The organism is Oerskovia sp. NPDC057915, assembly GCF_042887685.1.
Classification (GTDB): Bacteria; Actinomycetota; Actinomycetes; order Actinomycetales; family Cellulomonadaceae; genus Oerskovia.
Window position 1 is genome coordinate 145,556 of record NZ_JBHVOS010000008.1, and the last position, 16,598, is coordinate 162,153.

Here is a 16,598-nt window from a genome sequence, read left to right on the forward strand (position 1 = left end):
CGGGTCGGTGGTCGGGGCCTCGCCGAGTGTGCAGTTCGGGCGGTCCAGGGCGCCCACCAGCAGCCCGAACTGCACACTCGGCGAGCCGGGCTTCAGGTCGTCGCAGGACCCGCCGAGGCCCGCCAACGTCCGCGGTGGCGTCCGACGTGGATGGGGTGGTCGAAGCAGCGCGAGACGGCCTCCGTCGTCAGCACCTCGTCGGCCGGTCCGGCCGCCGACACGCGACCCGGCGCGAGCAGCAGCGCGTGGGTCGTGGACGTGGGCAGCTCTTCGAGGTGATGGGTCACGAGCACCGAGGCGACCTCGGGGTGAACGACCCGCACGGCGTCGAGCGTCGAGAGGAGCTGCTCGCGCGCGGCGACGTCGAGGCCCGTGCTCGGCTCGTCGAGGAGCAGCAGCTCGGGTTCGGCGACGAGCGCCCGGGCGATGATGGTGCGCCCACGCTCACCCTGGGACAGCGTGGTCCACGGCTCGCGCTCCTTGCCGCCCAGGCCGAGGTGGGTGATCAGCGCGCGAGCACGGTCGACCTCGTCGGAGGTCGGCGCCCACCGTGGACGCAGTTCGATCGTGCCGGTGAGCCCCGTCAGGACGACCTCCTGGATCGTCAGGGCGGTGCGCAGCAGGTGACGCGGGTTCACGTGCCCGACGCGGCGGTGGAGGGCCTGGACGTCGACGCGCCCGAGCGTGTGGCCGAGCACGTCGACCGAGCCGCGCGTGGGGTGGTTGCGCGCGCCGCACAGGCTGAGGATCGTGCTCTTGCCCGCGCCGTTGGGGCCGATCAGCGCCCAGTGCTCACCCGCACGGACCGTGAGGTCAACGTGCTCGAGGATCGTTCGGCCGTCGCGGACGAACGCGACGTCGCGCAGGTCCAGCACGGCGGGGTCGCTGCTCGCCGGGGGCGACGGTGCGAAGAGCGTCCGGTCCTGGGCGGGCGCCGGGGACAGCGGCGAGGAGGCCGGGGACGTGGTGTCAGTGCTCACGGGTGACCTTCTCGTGGACGGAGGTGAGGTGCCGGCGGCTCGTCGCGGCGGCCCGGTCGGCATCGCGGTTGCGGACGGCGTCGAGGATCGCCTCGTGGGCGTCCTGGTCGTGCCGGTGGCGCTTGCCCGGGCCGTCGAGCTCGATCATGTCGACCATCGCCCGGCGCAGGCGGGGGAGGAACGTCGCGAACAGGTCGGTCAGGACCGCGTTGTGCGCGGCGTCCACGACCGCACGGTGGAAGACCAGGTCGGCGTCGACGTACTCCGGTGCGCTCGCGGTCGCGGGGATCTTGCCGCGACCCGCGAGCGCCGAGTCGAGCGTACGGAGGTCGGCCGGGGTGCGGCGGGTCGCGGCGAGCCGCGCGGCCTCTGTCTCCAGGGCGCCGCGGACCTCGAGGACGTCGACGATCTCGCCGCGCCGCAGGACCTCCTCCCAGTCCTCGCCCGACTCGGCCCGGACGACGTAGACGCCCGAGCCCTGGCGGCTCTCGAGCACGCCTTTGCCCGCGAGCTGCCGGACGGCCTCGCGCACGGTCGATCGCCCGACGCCGAGCTCTGCCGCGAGCGCGTGCTCACCCGGGAGGCGGTGGTCGAGCGGCCACGTGCCGGTGCGGACGCGGTCGAGCATGAGCTCGGCCGCCTGGTCGGCGAGGGGGAGCCGGCGGAGAGTGGGCATGGGAGCCAACCTCTCAGGTTGTCTGAGGACTTGATCGCCGCTAGCGTACTCGACATGTCGTGGAGCGCACTCCTTCTTGGTCGCCGCGGCGGGGTCTGAGCCGACCGGCTCCCCGCCGTGGGGGTCTGCCGTGCGCCGGTCGGACCCTCCTGCCGCGTACCGCGCGGCCCGCACCCCGGAGCCACGACCATGACCACGAGCCCGTTCCCCATGCTGCGCACCCCCGACGGCCCGCCCGCCCCTGACCAGCCCGCGTGGAACCGCCAACGCGCCTCGCACATGCCCTCGCACCGCTACGAGGACGTGTTCTCGCGCGTGCCGGTCCCCCTCACTGACCGCCGGTGGCCCGGCAACCGACTCTCGGTGGCACCGCTGTGGGTGCCCGTGGACCTGCGCGACGGCAACCAGGCGCTGACCGAGCCCATGGACCCGGCGCGCAAGCGTCGTTTCTTCGAGCTCCTGGTCGCGATGGGTTACACCGAGATCGAGGTCGGCTACCCGTCCGCCTCGCAGACCGACTTCGACTTCGTCCGCCTGCTCGCCGAGACGGACCTGGCGCCCGAGCACGTGACGGTCGTGGTCTTCACCGCGGCCCGGGCGGACCTGGTCGCCCGGACGTTCGAGTCGGTCCGCGGGCTGCGCAATCCCGTCGTGGTGCACCTGTACGCGGCGACCGCGCCCACCTGGCGCGACGTCGTGCTGGGCAAGGACCGTGCCGAGCTCTCGGACCTCGTCGCGGCTGCGGGCGCCGAGGTCCTGCGCCACGCGGGGGACGACTCTCGGGTCCGCTTCGAGTTCTCGCCCGAGGTCTTCAACCTCACCGAGCCGGACTACGCGCTCGAGGTCTGCGCGCGCATGACGACCCTGTGGGACGCCACCGCGGAGCGGCCGGTGATCCTCAACCTCCCGGCGACGGTCGAGGTCGCGACCCCCAACGTGTACGCCGACCAGATCGAGTACATGCACCGGAACCTCGACCGTCGCGACGCGGTGATCCTGTCCGTCCACCCGCACAACGACCGCGGCACGGGCGTGGCGTGCGCGGAGCTGGCGGTCCTGGCGGGCGCGCAGCGCGTCGAGGGCTGCCTGTTCGGCAACGGCGAGCGCACGGGCAACGTCGACCTGGTGACCCTGGGCCTCAACCTGCACGCACAGGGCGTGGACCCCATGATCGACTTCTCCGACATCGATGAGATCCGCCGCACGGTCGTGGACTGCAACGGCATCGGTGTCCACGAGCGCCACCCGTACGCGGGCGACCTCGTGCACACGGCGTACTCCGGGACGCACCAGGACGCGATCCGCAAGGGGTTCGCGCGTCACCGTGCCGACGCGCGTGCCACGGGCCTTGACCCGGCGGACGCTCCATGGAAGGTGCCGTACCTGCCTGTCGACCCTGCCGACGTCGGGCGCTCGTACGACGCCGTGGTGCGGGTCAACAGCCAGTCCGGCAAGGGCGGCATCGCGTACCTGCTCGAGTCCGCGTACGGCCTGGAGCTGCCGCGACGACTCCAGGTCGACTTCGCGCGCCGGGTCCAGGCGCACGCGGACGGCAGCGGGGGAGAGGTCACGGCCGAGGAGCTGTGGCGCCTCTTCGAGGCAGCGTACGTCCTGCCCGACGGCGGAGGTCGCCAGGTCGTGCCGCTCGCCTGGTCGGTGGCGCAGCCAGAGGCGGACGGCGACCACGAGCGGCTGGACGTCGCGCTGTCCCTGGACGGTGAGCGGGTCGAACGGTCCGCGTCCGGGTCCGGGCCGGTCGACGCGCTCACCCGAGTCCTGGCAGGGCTGGGCATGCCGGTCGAGGTGCTGGGACTGACGCAGCAGTCGGTCGCCTCGGGCAGCGACGCGGGGGCCGTGACCTACCTGGAGCACCGCGCCGCAGACGGCTCGGTCGTGTGGGCGGTGGGGCGGGACGAGTCGGTGCTGGGCGCGAGCGTTCGCGCGGTGACCCGGGCGGCGGCGAGCCGACCCCGTGCGACGGCAGCGGTGCGCCAGAGCCAGGTCGTCGCCTCGGCGGACCGTGCCTGAGCGACGCGCCCGACCCCGGTCGCGGCGGTGGGACGAGACGCCGCTGCCCTCTCACCCCCAGCGTGAGAGCGAGCCTTCGCCGAGTGTGCAGTTCGGGCGGTCCAGAGCGCCCACCAGCAGCCCGAACTGCACACTCGGCGAGCACGGCGCGTCGATCAGCGTCGTCCGGCCCCGTGTCGGTGCCGCGTGGCACGCTGCCCGCATGGCTACCCACGCGCACGGCATCCACCACTCGATCGACTACCTCGAGCTCTCGGTCACGGACATGGCGGAGGCGCAGGCGTTCTACGCGCAGGCCTTCGGGTGGGAGTTCGTCCCCTACGGCCCCGGCTATGCGGGCTTCCGGACGTCCGCGGAGGTGGGCGAGGCGGAGGCCGGCGGGCTGGCGCTCGCGGACCAGGTCACCCGGGGCGGCCCGCTGGTCCTCCTCTTCTCGTCCGACCTCGACGAGTCGCTCCTGCTGGTCCAGGACGCGGGCGGGGAGATCGCCGAGGGGCCGTACGACTTCCCGGGTGGCCGACGCTTCCACTTCCTCGACCCGAGCGGCAACGAGCTGGGCGTCTGGGGGAAGTAGGTCCCGATCGGGCGGGGTGCGGAACCCGAGGTGGGGCACAGCGGGGCGCAAGGCCTGGGAACCCTGGGCTCGGCCCCTGGTGGGCGACGCGTCGTGGTCCGTTCCCGATCGACTGCATAACTATGTATAGTTCTGCATATGACGATCACAGTGGCAGTCGCCGGTGCGTCCGGCTACGCGGGCGGGGAGATGCTCCGGCTGCTCGCCGGGCACCCCGAGGTCGAGATCGGCGCGCTCACGGCGCACTCCAACGCGGGGTCGCTGCTCGGGCTGCACCAGCCGCACCTGCGCTCTCTCGCCGACCGCGTCCTGCTGCCCACGAGCGTCGAGCACCTGGTGGGCCACGACGTCGTCGTGCTCGCACTGCCGCACGGCGCGTCGGGCGAGATCGCCGCGCAGCTCCCCGACGACGTCCTCGTCCTCGACCTGGGAGCGGACCACCGGCTCGCGTCCGCCGCGGACTGGACCGCGTTCTACGGCTCCGAGCACGCGGGCACCTGGCCCTACGGCCTGCCCGAGCTCCTGATCACCGAGCAGACCGGTGCGGGCGTCGAGTACACCAAGCAGCGCGAGGTCCTCGCGGGTGCGCGTCGCATCGCCGTCCCCGGCTGCAACGTCACGGCCGTGACCCTGGGCCTGCAGCCCGGCATCGCCGCGGGCCTGCTCAGCCCGGTCGACGTCGTCGCGGTCCTCGCGAACGGGTACTCGGGCGCGGGCAGGTCGCTCAAGACGCACCTGCTCGCCTCCGAGGCCCTCGGCTCCGCGCAGCCCTACGCCGTGGGCGGCTCGCACCGCCACATCCCGGAGATCGCGCAGAACCTGCGCTCGGCCGGCGCCGACGAGGTCACGATCTCCTTCACGCCGACCCTCGTGCCCATGGCGCGCGGCATCCTCGCGACCGCGACGGCCCGCCTGGCCCCCGGCCACGAGGACCTGAGCGTCGCCGACCTGCGCCAGGCGTACGAGCAGGCGTACGTCGGCGAGCCGTTCGTCGAGCTCCTGCCCGAGGGGCAGTGGCCCACCACGGCCATGACGTTGGGCGCCAATACGGCCCTGGTGCAGGTCGCGGTCGACCGCGCCGCGGGCCGCGTCGTGACCGTGACCGCGATCGACAACCTCGTCAAGGGGACCGCCGGCGGCGCCGTGCAGTCCATGAACATCGCCCTGGGGCTGCCGCAGACCCTGGGCCTGACCACCGAAGGGGTCGCACCGTGACCGTCACCGGACCGCTCGGCTTCCGTGCCGCAGGAGTCGCCGCCGGGCTCAAGTCGACCGGGAAGAAGGACGTCGCGCTCGTCGTCAACGAGGGCCCGCTCGACGTCGCCGCGGCCGTCTTCACGTCGAACCGCGTGTTCGCGGCCCCCGTCGCGTGGTCGCGCCAGGCCGTCGCGGACGGCATCGCGCGCGCCGTCGTCCTCAACTCGGGTGGCGCGAACGCGTGCACCGGGCCCGAGGGCTTCGCCGACACCCACCACACGGCCGAGTACGTCGCGGACCTCCTCGAGGTCTCGGCGGGCGACGTCCTGGTCTGCTCGACGGGCCTCATCGGCGAGCGCCTGCCCATGGACAGCCTCCTCGCGGGCTGCGACGCCGCGGCGGGTGCGGCCGACGCCGAGGGCGGCCCCGACGCGGCGCTGGCGATCATGACGACCGACACGGTCCCCAAGACGGTCCTCGTCACGCGCGACGTGACCGACGCGCACAGCGTCGACGGCGCCACGAGCTGGTCGGTGGGCGGCATGGCCAAGGGCGCCGGGATGCTCGCACCGGGCCTCGCGACCATGCTCTGCGTCCTGACCACCGACGCCGTGGTCGACGCCGCGACCGCAGACGCCGCGCTGCGCGCCGCGACCGCGACCACGTTCGACCGGGTCGACTCCGACGGCTGCATGTCGACGAACGACACGGTGATCCTCCTGGCCTCCGGTGCGTCCCAGGTGCCGGTGACCCTCGAGGAGCTCACGGCGGCCGTGACCGAGGCGTGCGCGGACCTCGCACGGGCCCTGGTCGCGGACGCCGAGGGCGCCAGCCACGACATCGCGGTGACCGTCACGGACGCGAGCGACGAGAGCGCGGCGCTCGCGGTCGCCCGCGCCGTCACGCGCTCCAACCTGTTCAAGGCCGCGGTGTTCGGCAACGACCCCAACTGGGGCCGCGTCCTCTCGGCCGTCGGTACCGTCCCCGAGGACGTCGCCCCCTTCGACGCGCTCGCGCTCGACGTGTCGATCAACGGCGTCCAGGTCTGCCGCGCCGGGGGAGTGGGCGAGCCCCGCGAGCTCGTCGACCTCGCCTCGGCCCGCGAGGTGCACGTCGAGGTCGACCTGCACGCAGGCGACGCCCGGGTCACGGTCTGGACCAACGACCTCACGCACGACTACGTCCACGAGAACAGCGCGTACTCGTCGTGAGCGCCCACACCTCCGAGGGCGCCGCGTTCGACACCCGCACCGACCTGACCCCCGGCCAGAAGGCGGAGGTCCTGCTCGAGGCCATGCCCTGGCTGCAGGAGTTCCGCGACGCGCTCGTGGTGGTCAAGTACGGCGGCAACGCCATGATCGACGACGAGCTCAAGGCCGCGTTCGCACGCGACATGGTGTTCCTGCGCCAGGTCGGCCTGCACCCCGTCGTGGTGCACGGCGGCGGCCCGCAGATCTCCGCGATGCTCGCGCGCCTCGGCATCGAGAGCGAGTTCCGCGGCGGCCTGCGCGTGACCACGCCGGAAGCCATGGACGTCGTGCGCATGGTCCTCACGGGCCAGGTCTCGCGCGAGCTCGTCGGGCTCATCAACGCGCACGGCCCGTACGCGGTCGGGCTGTCGGGCGAGGACGGGGGCCTGCTCCAGGCGCAGCGTCGCCATGCCGTGGTCGACGGCGAGCCCGTCGACGTCGGGCTCGTGGGCGACGTCGTCGAGGTCCACCCCTCCGCGGTCCAGGACCTGCTCGACGCCGGACGCATCCCCGTCGTCTCGACCATCGCGCCCGACATCGACGACCCGACCCAGGTCCTCAACGTCAACGCGGACACCGCGGCGGCGGCGCTCGCGGTCGCCCTCGGCGCGAAGAAGCTCATCGTCCTGACCGACGTCGAGGGCCTGTACACGTCGTGGCCGGACAAGAGCTCGCTCGTCGCCGAGATCACGCGCTCCGAGCTCGCCGACCTGCTGCCCTCGCTCGAGGCCGGCATGGTGCCCAAGATGGAGGCGTGCCTGCGGGCGGTGTCCGGGGGCGTCCCGCGCGCGACCGTGATCGACGGCCGCGTCGCGCACTCGGTCCTCCTGGAGGTCTTCACGACGCGCGGCAACGGGACCATGGTCGTCCCGGACGCGCTCGCCTCCACCCCCGTCGCACCCCTCCCCGTCCCGCAGGAGCAGTCATGAACGGCACGACCGGCGAGATCTCGCCGACACACCCCGCCGAGGTCTCGACCGCGACCACCGCGCCGCAGGCCGCCGACGCCGCCCGGAGCGTCGAGGGGGCCGCGGACACGACCCTGGCCGGCCCGGGCAGCGTCGCGCAGTGGACCGAGCGCTACACGCACGCGGTCATGGACACGTTCGGCGCACCGCAGAAGGTCCTGGTGCGCGGCGAGGGCGCGTACGTGTGGGACGCCGACGGCAAGCGCTACCTCGACCTGCTCGCGGGCATCGCGGTCAACGCGCTGGGCCACGCGCACCCCACGCTCACCGCAGCGGTCAGCGCGCAGCTCGGGACGCTCGGGCACGTGTCGAACTTCTTCGGGTCGCCCACGCAGATCGCGCTCGCCGAGCGGCTCCTGGACCTCGCGCAGGCTCCCGAGGGCTCGCGCGTCTTCTTCACCAACTCGGGCACCGAGGCCAACGAGGCCGCGTTCAAGATGGCGCGCCGCAACCGTGACGGGGCCGCCGGCCCGGGGACGCGGACCAGGGTCCTCGCGCTCGAGGGGGGCTTCCACGGTCGCAGCATGGGCGCGCTCGCGCTCACGTCGAAGGCCGCGTACCGCGAGCCCTTCGAGCCTCTGCCGGGCGGCGTCGAGTTCGTCCCGTTCGGCGACGTGGCCGCGCTCGAGGAGGCGTTCTCGGCCGAGGCGGTCGCTGCCCGCGGCGAGGTCGCCGCGCTGGTCGTCGAGCCGGTCCAGGGCGAGGCGGGCGTGCGCCCGCTGCCGCCCGGCTACCTGGTGGCCGCGCGCGAGCTGACCGCGTCGTCGGGCGCCCTGCTGGTCCTCGACGAGGTCCAGACGGGCGTGGGGCGCACGGGGTCGTGGTTCGCGTTCCAGCAGCAGGAGATCGGCGGGGGCATCACGCCCGACGTCGTCACGCTCGCCAAGGGGCTCGGCGGCGGCTTCCCCGTGGGTGCCGTCGTGGCGTTCGGCGAGCGGGCAGCGACCCTCCTGGGGCGTGGTCAGCACGGCACGACGTTCGGGGGCAACCCCGTCGCCGCGGCCGCCTCGCTCGCGACGCTCGGCGTGATCGAGCGCGACGGCCTGCTCGCCAACGTGCGCACGGTCGGCGAGGCGCTGCGCGACGGGATCGCCGCGTGCGGCAACCCCGTGGTCGCGGGGACCCGCGGCCTGGGCCTGCTGATCGCGGTCCAGCTCTCGGCGCCCGTCTCGGCCGAGGTCGTGCGGCTGGCGCTCGACGCCGGGTTCATCGTCAACGCCGTGCAGCCCGACGCGATCCGTCTCGCCCCGCCCCTGATCCTGACGCGCGACCAGGCGAGCGAGGTCGTCGCGTTCTTCGCCGGGCTCCCCGCCGACCTCGTGAGCCCGGGCAGCGCGCAGACCGCCCCCACCACCCCGTCCACGCCTCCGAAGGGCTGACAGTGACCTCGACCGCCCCCGTCCGACACTTCCTGCGCGACGACGACCTGACCCCCGCCGAGCAGCGCGAGGTCCTCGAGCTGGGCCTCGGCTTCCGCGAGGACCGCTTCATCCGCACGCCGCTGCGCGGGCCGCAGGCCGTCGCGGTGATCTTCGACAAGCCCTCGACCCGCACACGCGTGTCGTTCTCGGTCGGCATCGCCGAGCTCGGTGGCTACCCGCTCGTGATCGACGCAGCGTCGAGCCAGCTCGGGCGCGGCGAGCCCATCGCGGACACGGCCCGGGTCCTGGACCGTCAGACGTCGGCGATCGTGTGGCGGACCTTCGGCCAGGAGCGCGTCGAGGAGATGGCCCGGGTCGCGACCGTCCCGGTCGTCAACGCCCTGACCGACGAATTCCACCCGTGCCAGATCCTCGCGGACCTGCTGACGGTCGCCCAGCTGCGGGGCGGCGTCGACTCGCTCGCCGGGACGTCGCTCGTCTACCTGGGCGACGGCGCCAACAACATGGCGCACTCCTACCTCCTGGGCGGCGTGACCGCGGGCATGCACGTGCGAATCGGGGCCCCGGCCGGCTTCCTGCCGGACCCGGCGGTGGTCGCCGACGCCGAGCGCATCGCGCGCGAGACCGGCGGTTCCGTGCTCGTGACCACGGACGCGGTCGAGGCCACGCGCGGCGCGGACGTCGTCGCGACCGACACCTGGGTCTCCATGGGCGACGAGGCGAGCGCGGCCGAGCGCGAGCTGCCGTTCGTTCCGTACCAGGTCAACGCCGAGCTCATGGCGGTCGCCGCCGAGGACGCGCTCGTGCTCCACTGCCTGCCCGCGTACCGCGGCAAGGAGATCACGGCCGAGGTCATCGACGGTCCGCGGTCGGCCGTCTGGGACGAGGCCGAGAACCGCCTGCACGCCCAGAAGGCGCTGCTGACCTGGTTGCTGGAACGCTCGTGACGACCGCTCTCGGTCCGGGGAGCGTGCCCACCACCAAGGCGGCACGCCACGCGCGCATCGCGCAGCTCGTCGCCCGGCACGAGATCCACTCCCAGGCCGAGCTCGCCAAGGCGCTCGCCGAGGACGGGGTGAGCGTCACGCAGGCGACGCTGTCTCGCGACCTCATCGAGCTGCGGGCCGAGAAGGTCCGCAGCGCGTCGGGCGCGCTGGTCTACGCGGTGCCCGGAGAGGGCGGCGACCGCTCGGTCCAGGTCGCGAACGACGCCGAGTACGTCGCGGCCCGGCTCGCGCGGCTGTGCGCCGAGCTCCTGGTCTCGGCCGAGGCGTCGGGCAACCTGGTCGTGCTGCGCACGCCGCCCGGCGCGGCGCAGTACCTGGCCTCGGCGATCGACCACTCGGTGTTCGTCGGCGTCCTGGGCACGATCGCGGGGGACGACACCGTCCTGGTGATCTCGCGCGACGTCGACGGCGGCGAGGACCTGGCCGCGCGCTTCCTGGCCCTGACCAACCCCGTGGCCCCGGCCACACCCACGACCTCCTAGCCCGCGTCGGCCCTCACGGGCCGCGCAGCGACCACGGCGGCCGCCGAGCCTCGGCGGCTGCCACACTTGGACCCATCACCCCACGCAAGGAAGAGAACAAGTCATGACTGAACGCGTCGTGCTCGCCTACTCGGGCGGCCTGGACACCTCCGTTGCCATCGGCTGGATCGGCGAGGCCACCGGGGCCGAGGTCGTTGCCGTCGCGGTCGACGTCGGCCAGGGCGGCGAGGACCTCGAGGTCATCCGCCAGCGCGCCCTCGACTGCGGCGCCGTCGAGGCCTACGTCGCGGACGCCCGCGACGAGTTCGCCGAAGAGTACTGCATGCCCGCGCTGCGCGCGAACGGCCTGTACCTCGACCGCTACCCGCTGGTCTCCGCGATCTCGCGCCCCGTGATCGTCAAGCACCTGGTGCGCGCGGCCCGCCAGTTCGGCGCGACGACCGTCGCGCACGGCTGCACGGGCAAGGGCAACGACCAGGTCCGCTTCGAGGTCGCGACGACGTCGCTCGCGCCCGAGCTCAAGACGATCGCGCCGGTCCGCGACCTCGCGCTGACGCGTGAGAAGGCCATCGCGTACGCCGAGAAGCACTCGCTGCCGATCGCGACGACCAAGCACAACCCGTTCTCGGTCGACCAGAACGTGTGGGGCCGTGCGGTCGAGACGGGCTTCCTCGAGGACATCTGGAACGCCCCGACGAAGGACGTCTACAACTACACCGACGACCCGACGTTCCCGCCGGTCGCGGACGAGGTCGTCATCACGTTCGAGCAGGGCGTGCCGGTCGCGCTCGACGGCGTCGCGGTGACCCCGCTGCAGGCCATCCAGGAGATGAACCGTCGCGCCGGCGCCCAGGGCGTGGGCCGCATCGACATCGTCGAGGACCGCCTGGTCGGCATCAAGTCCCGTGAGATCTACGAGGCCCCGGGCGCGATCGCGCTCATCGCGGCGCACCAGGAGCTCGAGAACGTGACCCTCGAGCGCGAGCAGGCCCGCTTCAAGCGTGGCGTCGAGCAGCGCTGGACCGAGCTGGTCTACGACGGCATGTGGTTCAGCCCGCTCAAGAAGTCGCTCGACGTCTTCATCGACGACACCCAGCGCTACGTCTCGGGCGACATCCGCCTCGTCCTGCACGGTGGCCGTGCGACCGTGACGGGCCGCCGCAGCGAGTCGAGCCTGTACGACTTCAACCTCGCGACCTACGACGAGGGCGACTCGTTCGACCAGTCGCAGGCCAAGGGCTTCATCGAGATCTTCGGCCTCACGGCAAAGCTCTCCGCGGCCCGCGACGAGAAGTTCGGCAACGGCGTGGACTTCGGCACCGGGAGCCTGTGAACCATGGGTGACGAGATCACGTCCGGCGCCGCGGCGGGCGAAGTGGGCGAGGTGCAGGGCGCAGCCGGCGTGTCACAGGCTCCGGTGAGCCTGTGGGGCGGCCGGTTCGCCGGCGGTCCCGCCGAGGCCCTGGCCGCCCTGTCGCAGTCGACGCACTTCGACTGGCGCCTCGCGCAGCACGACATCGCGGGCTCCCGGGCCCACGCCAAGGTGCTCGCGGCGGCGGGTCTGCTCGACGACGACGAGCTGACCGCGATGCTCGAGGCGCTGGACGTGCTCTCGGCCGACGTCGGGTCGGGCGATTTCCTGCCGGTCCTGGCCGACGAGGACGTGCACACGGCCCTCGAGCGCGGGCTCATCGAGCGCGCGGGTCCGGAGCTCGGGGGCAAGCTGCGCGCGGGGCGTTCGCGCAACGACCAGATCGCGACGCTCGTGCGGTCGTACCTGCGCGAGGAGGCCCGGGCGATCGGGCTCCTGGTGCTCGACGTCGTCGACGCCCTCGTCGAGCAGGCCGAGGCGCACCCCGGCGCCCCGATGCCGGGCCGCACGCACCTGCAGCACGCGCAGCCGGTGCTGCTCGCGCACCACCTGCTGGCGCACGCGTGGCCGCTGCTGCGCGACGTCGACCGCTTCATCGACTGGGACGTCCGGGCGGGGCGCTCGCCCTACGGCTCGGGCGCGCTCGCGGGCTCGTCGCTGGGTCTGGACCCGGCGGCCGTCGCGGCGGACCTGGGCTTCGACGGCCCGGTCGAGAACTCGATCGACGGCACGGCCTCGCGCGACGTCGTCGCGGAGTTCGCGTTCGTCTCGGCGATGCTGGGGGTCGACCTCTCGCGCTTCGCGGAGGAGATCATCATCTGGAACACCAAGGAGTTCGGCTTCGTCCGCCTGGACGACGCCTACTCCACGGGGTCCAGCATCATGCCGCAGAAGAAGAACCCGGACATCGCCGAGCTCGCGCGCGGCAAGGCCGGGCGTCTGATCGGGGACCTGACGGGTCTGCTGGCCACGCTCAAGGGCCTGCCGCTCGCGTACAACCGTGACCTGCAGGAGGACAAGGAGCCGGTGTTCGACCAGGTCGACACCCTCAAGGTCCTGCTCCCCGCGTACGCGGGCATGGTCCGCACCCTGACGTTCGACACCGAGCGCATGGCGTCCCTCGCGCCGCAGGGCTTCTCGCTCGCGACCGACATCGCGGAGTGGCTCGTCCGTCAGGGCGTGCCCTTCCGGGTGGCGCACGAGGTCGCGGGTGCGTGCGTGCGGGTCTGCGAGGAGCGCGGCATCGAGCTGTGGGACCTGACGGACACGGACCTCGCGGACATCTCCGAGCACCTCACCCCGGGGGTGCGGGACGTGCTCACGGTCGAGGGGTCGCTCGCCTCGCGCGACGCGGTGGGCGGCACGGCTCCCGCGCGTGTCGCGGAGCAGCTCGAGGAGGCCAAGGTGCGTTCGGCCGAGTACCGCTTCTGGGTGCAGGGCTGAGGTCGCCGTGAGCGTGAGCGCTGCGGTCCTCGACGACCTCGTGGCCCGCGTGCACGACGGCGCAGCGCGCCTCGGCCAGGGACGTCCGGCGGGTCCGGGCGTCCCTGCCGGGGAGGGCTGCCGCCTGGTCGTCGTCGACGGCCCGGCAGGGTCGGGCAAGACGACCCTGGCCGCGCAGCTCGCGGCGGCCCTGCCTGCCCAGGTGATCCACATGGACGACCTGTACGAGGGCTGGACGGGCATGACGGCGGGCGTGGGGCGGCTCGTCGAGCAGGTCCTCGACCCGCTCTCCGCCGGTCGGCCCGGGAGGTACCAGCGGTACGACTGGACGCTCGAGGACTTCGCCGAGTGGCACGACGTCCCGCGAGCCCCGTTCCTCGTGGTCGAGGGCTGCGGTGCGGGCGCTCGGCGGATCGCCGACGTGACGACGCTTCTCGTGTGGGTCGAGGCCGACGACGAGCTCCGCCTGGCGCGTGGTCTCGCACGTGACGGTCAGGAGGCCCGGGTGCACTGGCTCGAGTGGATGGCCTCGGAGCGGGCGGTCTACGCGGCCGAGGGGACGGCCGAGCGGGCCGACGTCGTGCTCGACGGGTTCGGCGAGCCGGTCTCGCCGCGTCCTCGTGCGCAGGAGCACGCGGGCGACGTCTGACAGCCCACCCCCGCAGGCGAGAAGTCGAAACATGCGGGGCGTAGATTGCGGGGGAGACGCCCGCCCAGCCAGGAGGCCCACGTGACCGAGTCCCGCTCCACCACGGACCTCGACGCCCCCACACCGGACGTCCCCGCGCGCGGATGGTTCGCCCGCCCGAGCCTCGAGGTCGCGCGCGACCTCCTGGGGGCCTCGATCACGCACCGGACGCCCGCGGGCAGCGTCACCGTCCGCCTCACCGAGGTGGAGGCCTACGACGGCGAGCGGGACCCGGGGTCGCACGCCTTCCGGGGACGCTCCGAACGCAACCGGGCCATGTACGGCGAGCCGGGTCACCTGTACGTCTACCGCCACCTGGGGCTGCACCACTGCGTCAACGTGGTCTGCGGCCCGGTGGGCTCCGCGTCGGCGGTCCTCCTGCGGGCGGGCGAGGTGACCGACGGCGTCGAGCTGGCCCGGACGCGTCGGCTGGAGGCCGGCGTCTGCGACTCGGACCGCCAGATCGCGCGCGGTCCGGCGCGGCTCGCCGTGGCGCTCGGCCTGGACCTGGCCCACTACGGGCTGGACGTGACGGACGAGGCGGGCGACGTCGTCGTGCACCGGGACGTTCGGACCCTGCGGCCCGCGATCGCGACCGGACCACGCGTCGGCGTGAGCGGCGACGGGGGCGACGCGAGCGTCTATCCGTGGCGCCTGTGGCTCACGGGCGACCCCACCGTCTCCGCGTACCGGCCCGCGACCCGGCGCACCCGCTGAGGTCGCCGCTCCGGGACGGAGTCGGTACCGGAGGGCAGGACACGGCAGACTAGGACCTCGGGCGCGCAGGACGACGGCGTGCCCGTCCCACGCCCGCGCCGCACCGCGCGCGGGCACGACGAAGGAGATGCAGTGAACGACGTTCTCGACGAGTTGCAATGGCGAGGCCTGGTGGCGCAGTCCACCGACGAGGCCGCGCTGCGTGCTGCGCTGGCCGAGGGACCCGTCACGTATTACTGCGGCTTCGACCCGACCGCGCCGAGCCTGCACCACGGGCACCTGGTCCAGCTCATCCTCCTGCGTCACCTGCAGCTCGCCGGCCACCGCGCCATCGCGCTCGTCGGTGGCGCCACGGGCATGATCGGTGACCCGCGCCAGTCGGGGGAGCGGATCCTCAACACCAAGGACACGGTCGCCGAGTGGACCGAGCGCCTCAAGGCGCAGGTCTCGCGCTTCCTCGACTTCGAGGGCGACAACCCGGCGCGCATCGCGAACAACCTCGACTGGACCGGTGAGCTCACGGCGATCGACTTCCTGCGGGAGATCGGCAAGCACTACCGCCTGGGCACCATGCTGGCCAAGGACACCGTGGCCCGCCGGTTGAAGTCCGACGAGGGCATCAGCTTCACCGAGTTCAGCTACCAGATCCTCCAGGGCAACGACTACCTCGAGCTGTTCCGGCGCGAGGGCGTCACGCTCCAGACGGGCGGCAACGACCAGTGGGGCAACCTGCTCTCGGGCGTCGAGCTCATCCGCAAGGCCGAGGGTGCGTCGGTGCACGTTCTGACGACGCCGCTCATCACCAAGGCGGACGGGACCAAGTTCGGCAAGACCGAGGGCGGGGCCGTGTGGCTCGACCCCGACATGATGAGCCCGTACGCGTTCTACCAGTACTGGGTCAACGCGGACGACGCCGACGTGGTGGGCTGGCTCAAGATCTTCACCTTCCGTACCGCTGAGGAGATCGCCGAGCTCGAGCGCGCCGTCGCCGAGCGCCCTGCGGCGCGCGAGGCGCAGAAGGCGCTCGCGGCCGACGTCACCACGCTGGTCCACGGCGCCGCGGCGACCGAGGCGGTCATCGCGGCGAGCCAGGCGCTCTTCGGCCGCGGGGACCTGGCTGCGCTCGACGCCGGCACGCTGGCTGCGGCAGTGGCAGAGCTCCCGCGCACGACGGCGGCGCCCGGCGAGCTGGTCGTCGACCTCCTCGTGGGCTCGGGGCTCGTTGCCTCGAAGGGCGCGGCGCGTCGTGCGATCGCCGAGGGCGGCGCCTACGTCAACAACGTGAAGGTGACGTCCGAGGACGCGACGCTCGGGGCGGACGACCTGCTGCACGGGCGATTCGCCGTCCTGCGCAGGGGCAAGCGGACGCTCGCGGTGGCCGAGGTCGAGTGACCGACCTGCGTGCATGACGGCGGGGCCGGGGGGAGCGTTCCCCCGGCCCCGCCGTCGTCGGAGGTGCAGGCCGGGCGACCGTCGGGGGCGGAACGGCAGGGTAAGCGACGGCTCGGTGACCGGGGTCACCGCGCCCGGGTTTGACCTCGCCCGTCACCTCGACGTAATCTTCTGGATGTCAGCTCGACAGGGAGGAACAGACACCACTGCGAAGCTCCTCGGAGCCGCCGCGAAGTGGCTGGTCCCACGGGCAGGCCACCCACACGAACTTCAGGTCCTGGATCTGTCGACTCGTGAGGGAGCCGGAGAAGAGTCGCGGTAGACACCGAGACTCAGACCTGGTAAGGTAGAGAAGTTGCCCCGAGTGAAGGCCCCTGGTGGGTTGGAGTCGGTGCGTGTCGGTTGCTTGAGAACTCAACAGTGTGCTTGATAGTTAATGCCA

General features: G+C 73.0%; 15 protein-coding genes. 13 read left to right on the forward strand and 2 right to left on the reverse strand.

Annotation, left to right across the window (positions count from 1 at the left end; genetic code table 11):
- Positions 1-92: 92 nt before the first annotated feature.
- Both ACFVQ3_RS07655 and ACFVQ3_RS07660 read right to left on the reverse strand, forming a co-directional pair.
- Positions 93-980 (reverse strand): ABC transporter ATP-binding protein, encoded by an 888-nt coding sequence (locus ACFVQ3_RS07655; RefSeq protein WP_387637063.1) that lies wholly within the window; start codon positions 978-980, stop codon positions 93-95.
- Positions 970-1,656: a FadR/GntR family transcriptional regulator gene (locus tag ACFVQ3_RS07660; protein WP_387637066.1), complete on the reverse strand. Its 687-nt coding sequence runs from the start codon at positions 1,654-1,656 to the stop codon at positions 970-972. The genes ACFVQ3_RS07655 and ACFVQ3_RS07660 overlap by 11 nt, the downstream gene beginning before the upstream one ends.
- Positions 1,657-1,845: 189 nt before the next feature.
- Here ACFVQ3_RS07660 and ACFVQ3_RS07665 point away from each other — a divergent pair, with 189 nt between their 5' ends.
- The 13 genes from ACFVQ3_RS07665 to tyrS all read left to right on the forward strand — a co-directional run bounded on the left by ACFVQ3_RS07665 (position 1,846) and on the right by tyrS (position 16,156).
- Positions 1,846-3,684 carry a 2-isopropylmalate synthase gene (locus ACFVQ3_RS07665; protein WP_387637068.1) on the forward strand — a complete coding sequence of 613 codons (1,839 nt, stop codon included), beginning with the start codon at positions 1,846-1,848 and terminating at the stop codon, positions 3,682-3,684.
- A gap of 202 nt (positions 3,685-3,886) precedes the next feature.
- Positions 3,887-4,258: a VOC family protein gene (locus ACFVQ3_RS07670; RefSeq protein WP_387637071.1), complete on the forward strand. Its 372-nt coding sequence runs from the start codon at positions 3,887-3,889 to the stop codon at positions 4,256-4,258.
- 138 nt (positions 4,259-4,396) lie between these two features.
- Complete coding sequence (gene argC / locus ACFVQ3_RS07675) at positions 4,397-5,473, forward strand: N-acetyl-gamma-glutamyl-phosphate reductase (RefSeq protein WP_387637074.1); 1,077 nt, start codon at positions 4,397-4,399, stop codon at positions 5,471-5,473.
- On the forward strand, positions 5,470-6,666 hold the full coding sequence (gene argJ, locus ACFVQ3_RS07680) for a bifunctional glutamate N-acetyltransferase/amino-acid acetyltransferase ArgJ (RefSeq protein ID WP_387637076.1): 1,197 nt from the start codon (positions 5,470-5,472) through the stop codon (positions 6,664-6,666). The genes argC and argJ overlap by 4 nt, the downstream gene beginning before the upstream one ends.
- The gene (gene argB, locus ACFVQ3_RS07685) at positions 6,663-7,634 is read left to right on the forward strand and encodes an acetylglutamate kinase (RefSeq protein ID WP_387637078.1); all 972 of its coding nucleotides are present in this window, start codon (positions 6,663-6,665) and stop codon (positions 7,632-7,634) included. The genes argJ and argB overlap by 4 nt, the downstream gene beginning before the upstream one ends.
- The gene (locus ACFVQ3_RS07690; RefSeq protein ID WP_387637081.1) at positions 7,631-9,052 is read left to right on the forward strand and encodes an acetylornithine transaminase; all 1,422 of its coding nucleotides are present in this window, start codon (positions 7,631-7,633) and stop codon (positions 9,050-9,052) included. The genes argB and ACFVQ3_RS07690 overlap by 4 nt, the downstream gene beginning before the upstream one ends.
- 2 nt (positions 9,053-9,054) lie before the next feature.
- Entirely contained in the window at positions 9,055-10,002 is a 948-nt protein-coding gene (gene argF, locus ACFVQ3_RS07695) for an ornithine carbamoyltransferase (protein ID WP_387637083.1), read from the forward strand.
- Positions 9,999-10,544 carry an arginine repressor gene (locus tag ACFVQ3_RS07700; protein WP_387487455.1) on the forward strand — a complete coding sequence of 182 codons (546 nt, stop codon included), beginning with the start codon at positions 9,999-10,001 and terminating at the stop codon, positions 10,542-10,544. Before argF ends, ACFVQ3_RS07700 begins: the two co-directional genes overlap by 4 nt.
- Positions 10,545-10,647: 103 nt before the next feature.
- Complete coding sequence (locus ACFVQ3_RS07705; protein WP_138824679.1) at positions 10,648-11,877, forward strand: argininosuccinate synthase; 1,230 nt, start codon at positions 10,648-10,650, stop codon at positions 11,875-11,877.
- Between the two features lie 3 nt (positions 11,878-11,880).
- Positions 11,881-13,359 carry an argininosuccinate lyase gene (gene argH, locus ACFVQ3_RS07710; RefSeq protein WP_387637085.1) on the forward strand — a complete coding sequence of 493 codons (1,479 nt, stop codon included), beginning with the start codon at positions 11,881-11,883 and terminating at the stop codon, positions 13,357-13,359.
- Positions 13,360-13,372: 13 nt separating this feature from the next.
- A complete protein-coding gene (locus ACFVQ3_RS07715; RefSeq protein ID WP_387637087.1) occupies positions 13,373-14,008 on the forward strand; it encodes a uridine kinase in 636 nt (211 codons plus the stop codon).
- A gap of 81 nt (positions 14,009-14,089) precedes the next feature.
- Positions 14,090-14,764, forward strand: coding sequence for a DNA-3-methyladenine glycosylase (locus ACFVQ3_RS07720; RefSeq protein ID WP_387637090.1), 675 nt, complete (start codon positions 14,090-14,092; stop codon positions 14,762-14,764).
- Positions 14,765-14,896: 132 nt separating this feature from the next.
- Positions 14,897-16,156, forward strand: a complete 1,260-nt coding sequence (gene tyrS / locus ACFVQ3_RS07725) for a tyrosine--tRNA ligase (RefSeq protein WP_387637092.1) — start codon at positions 14,897-14,899, stop codon at positions 16,154-16,156.
- Positions 16,157-16,598: the final 442 nt, after the last annotated feature.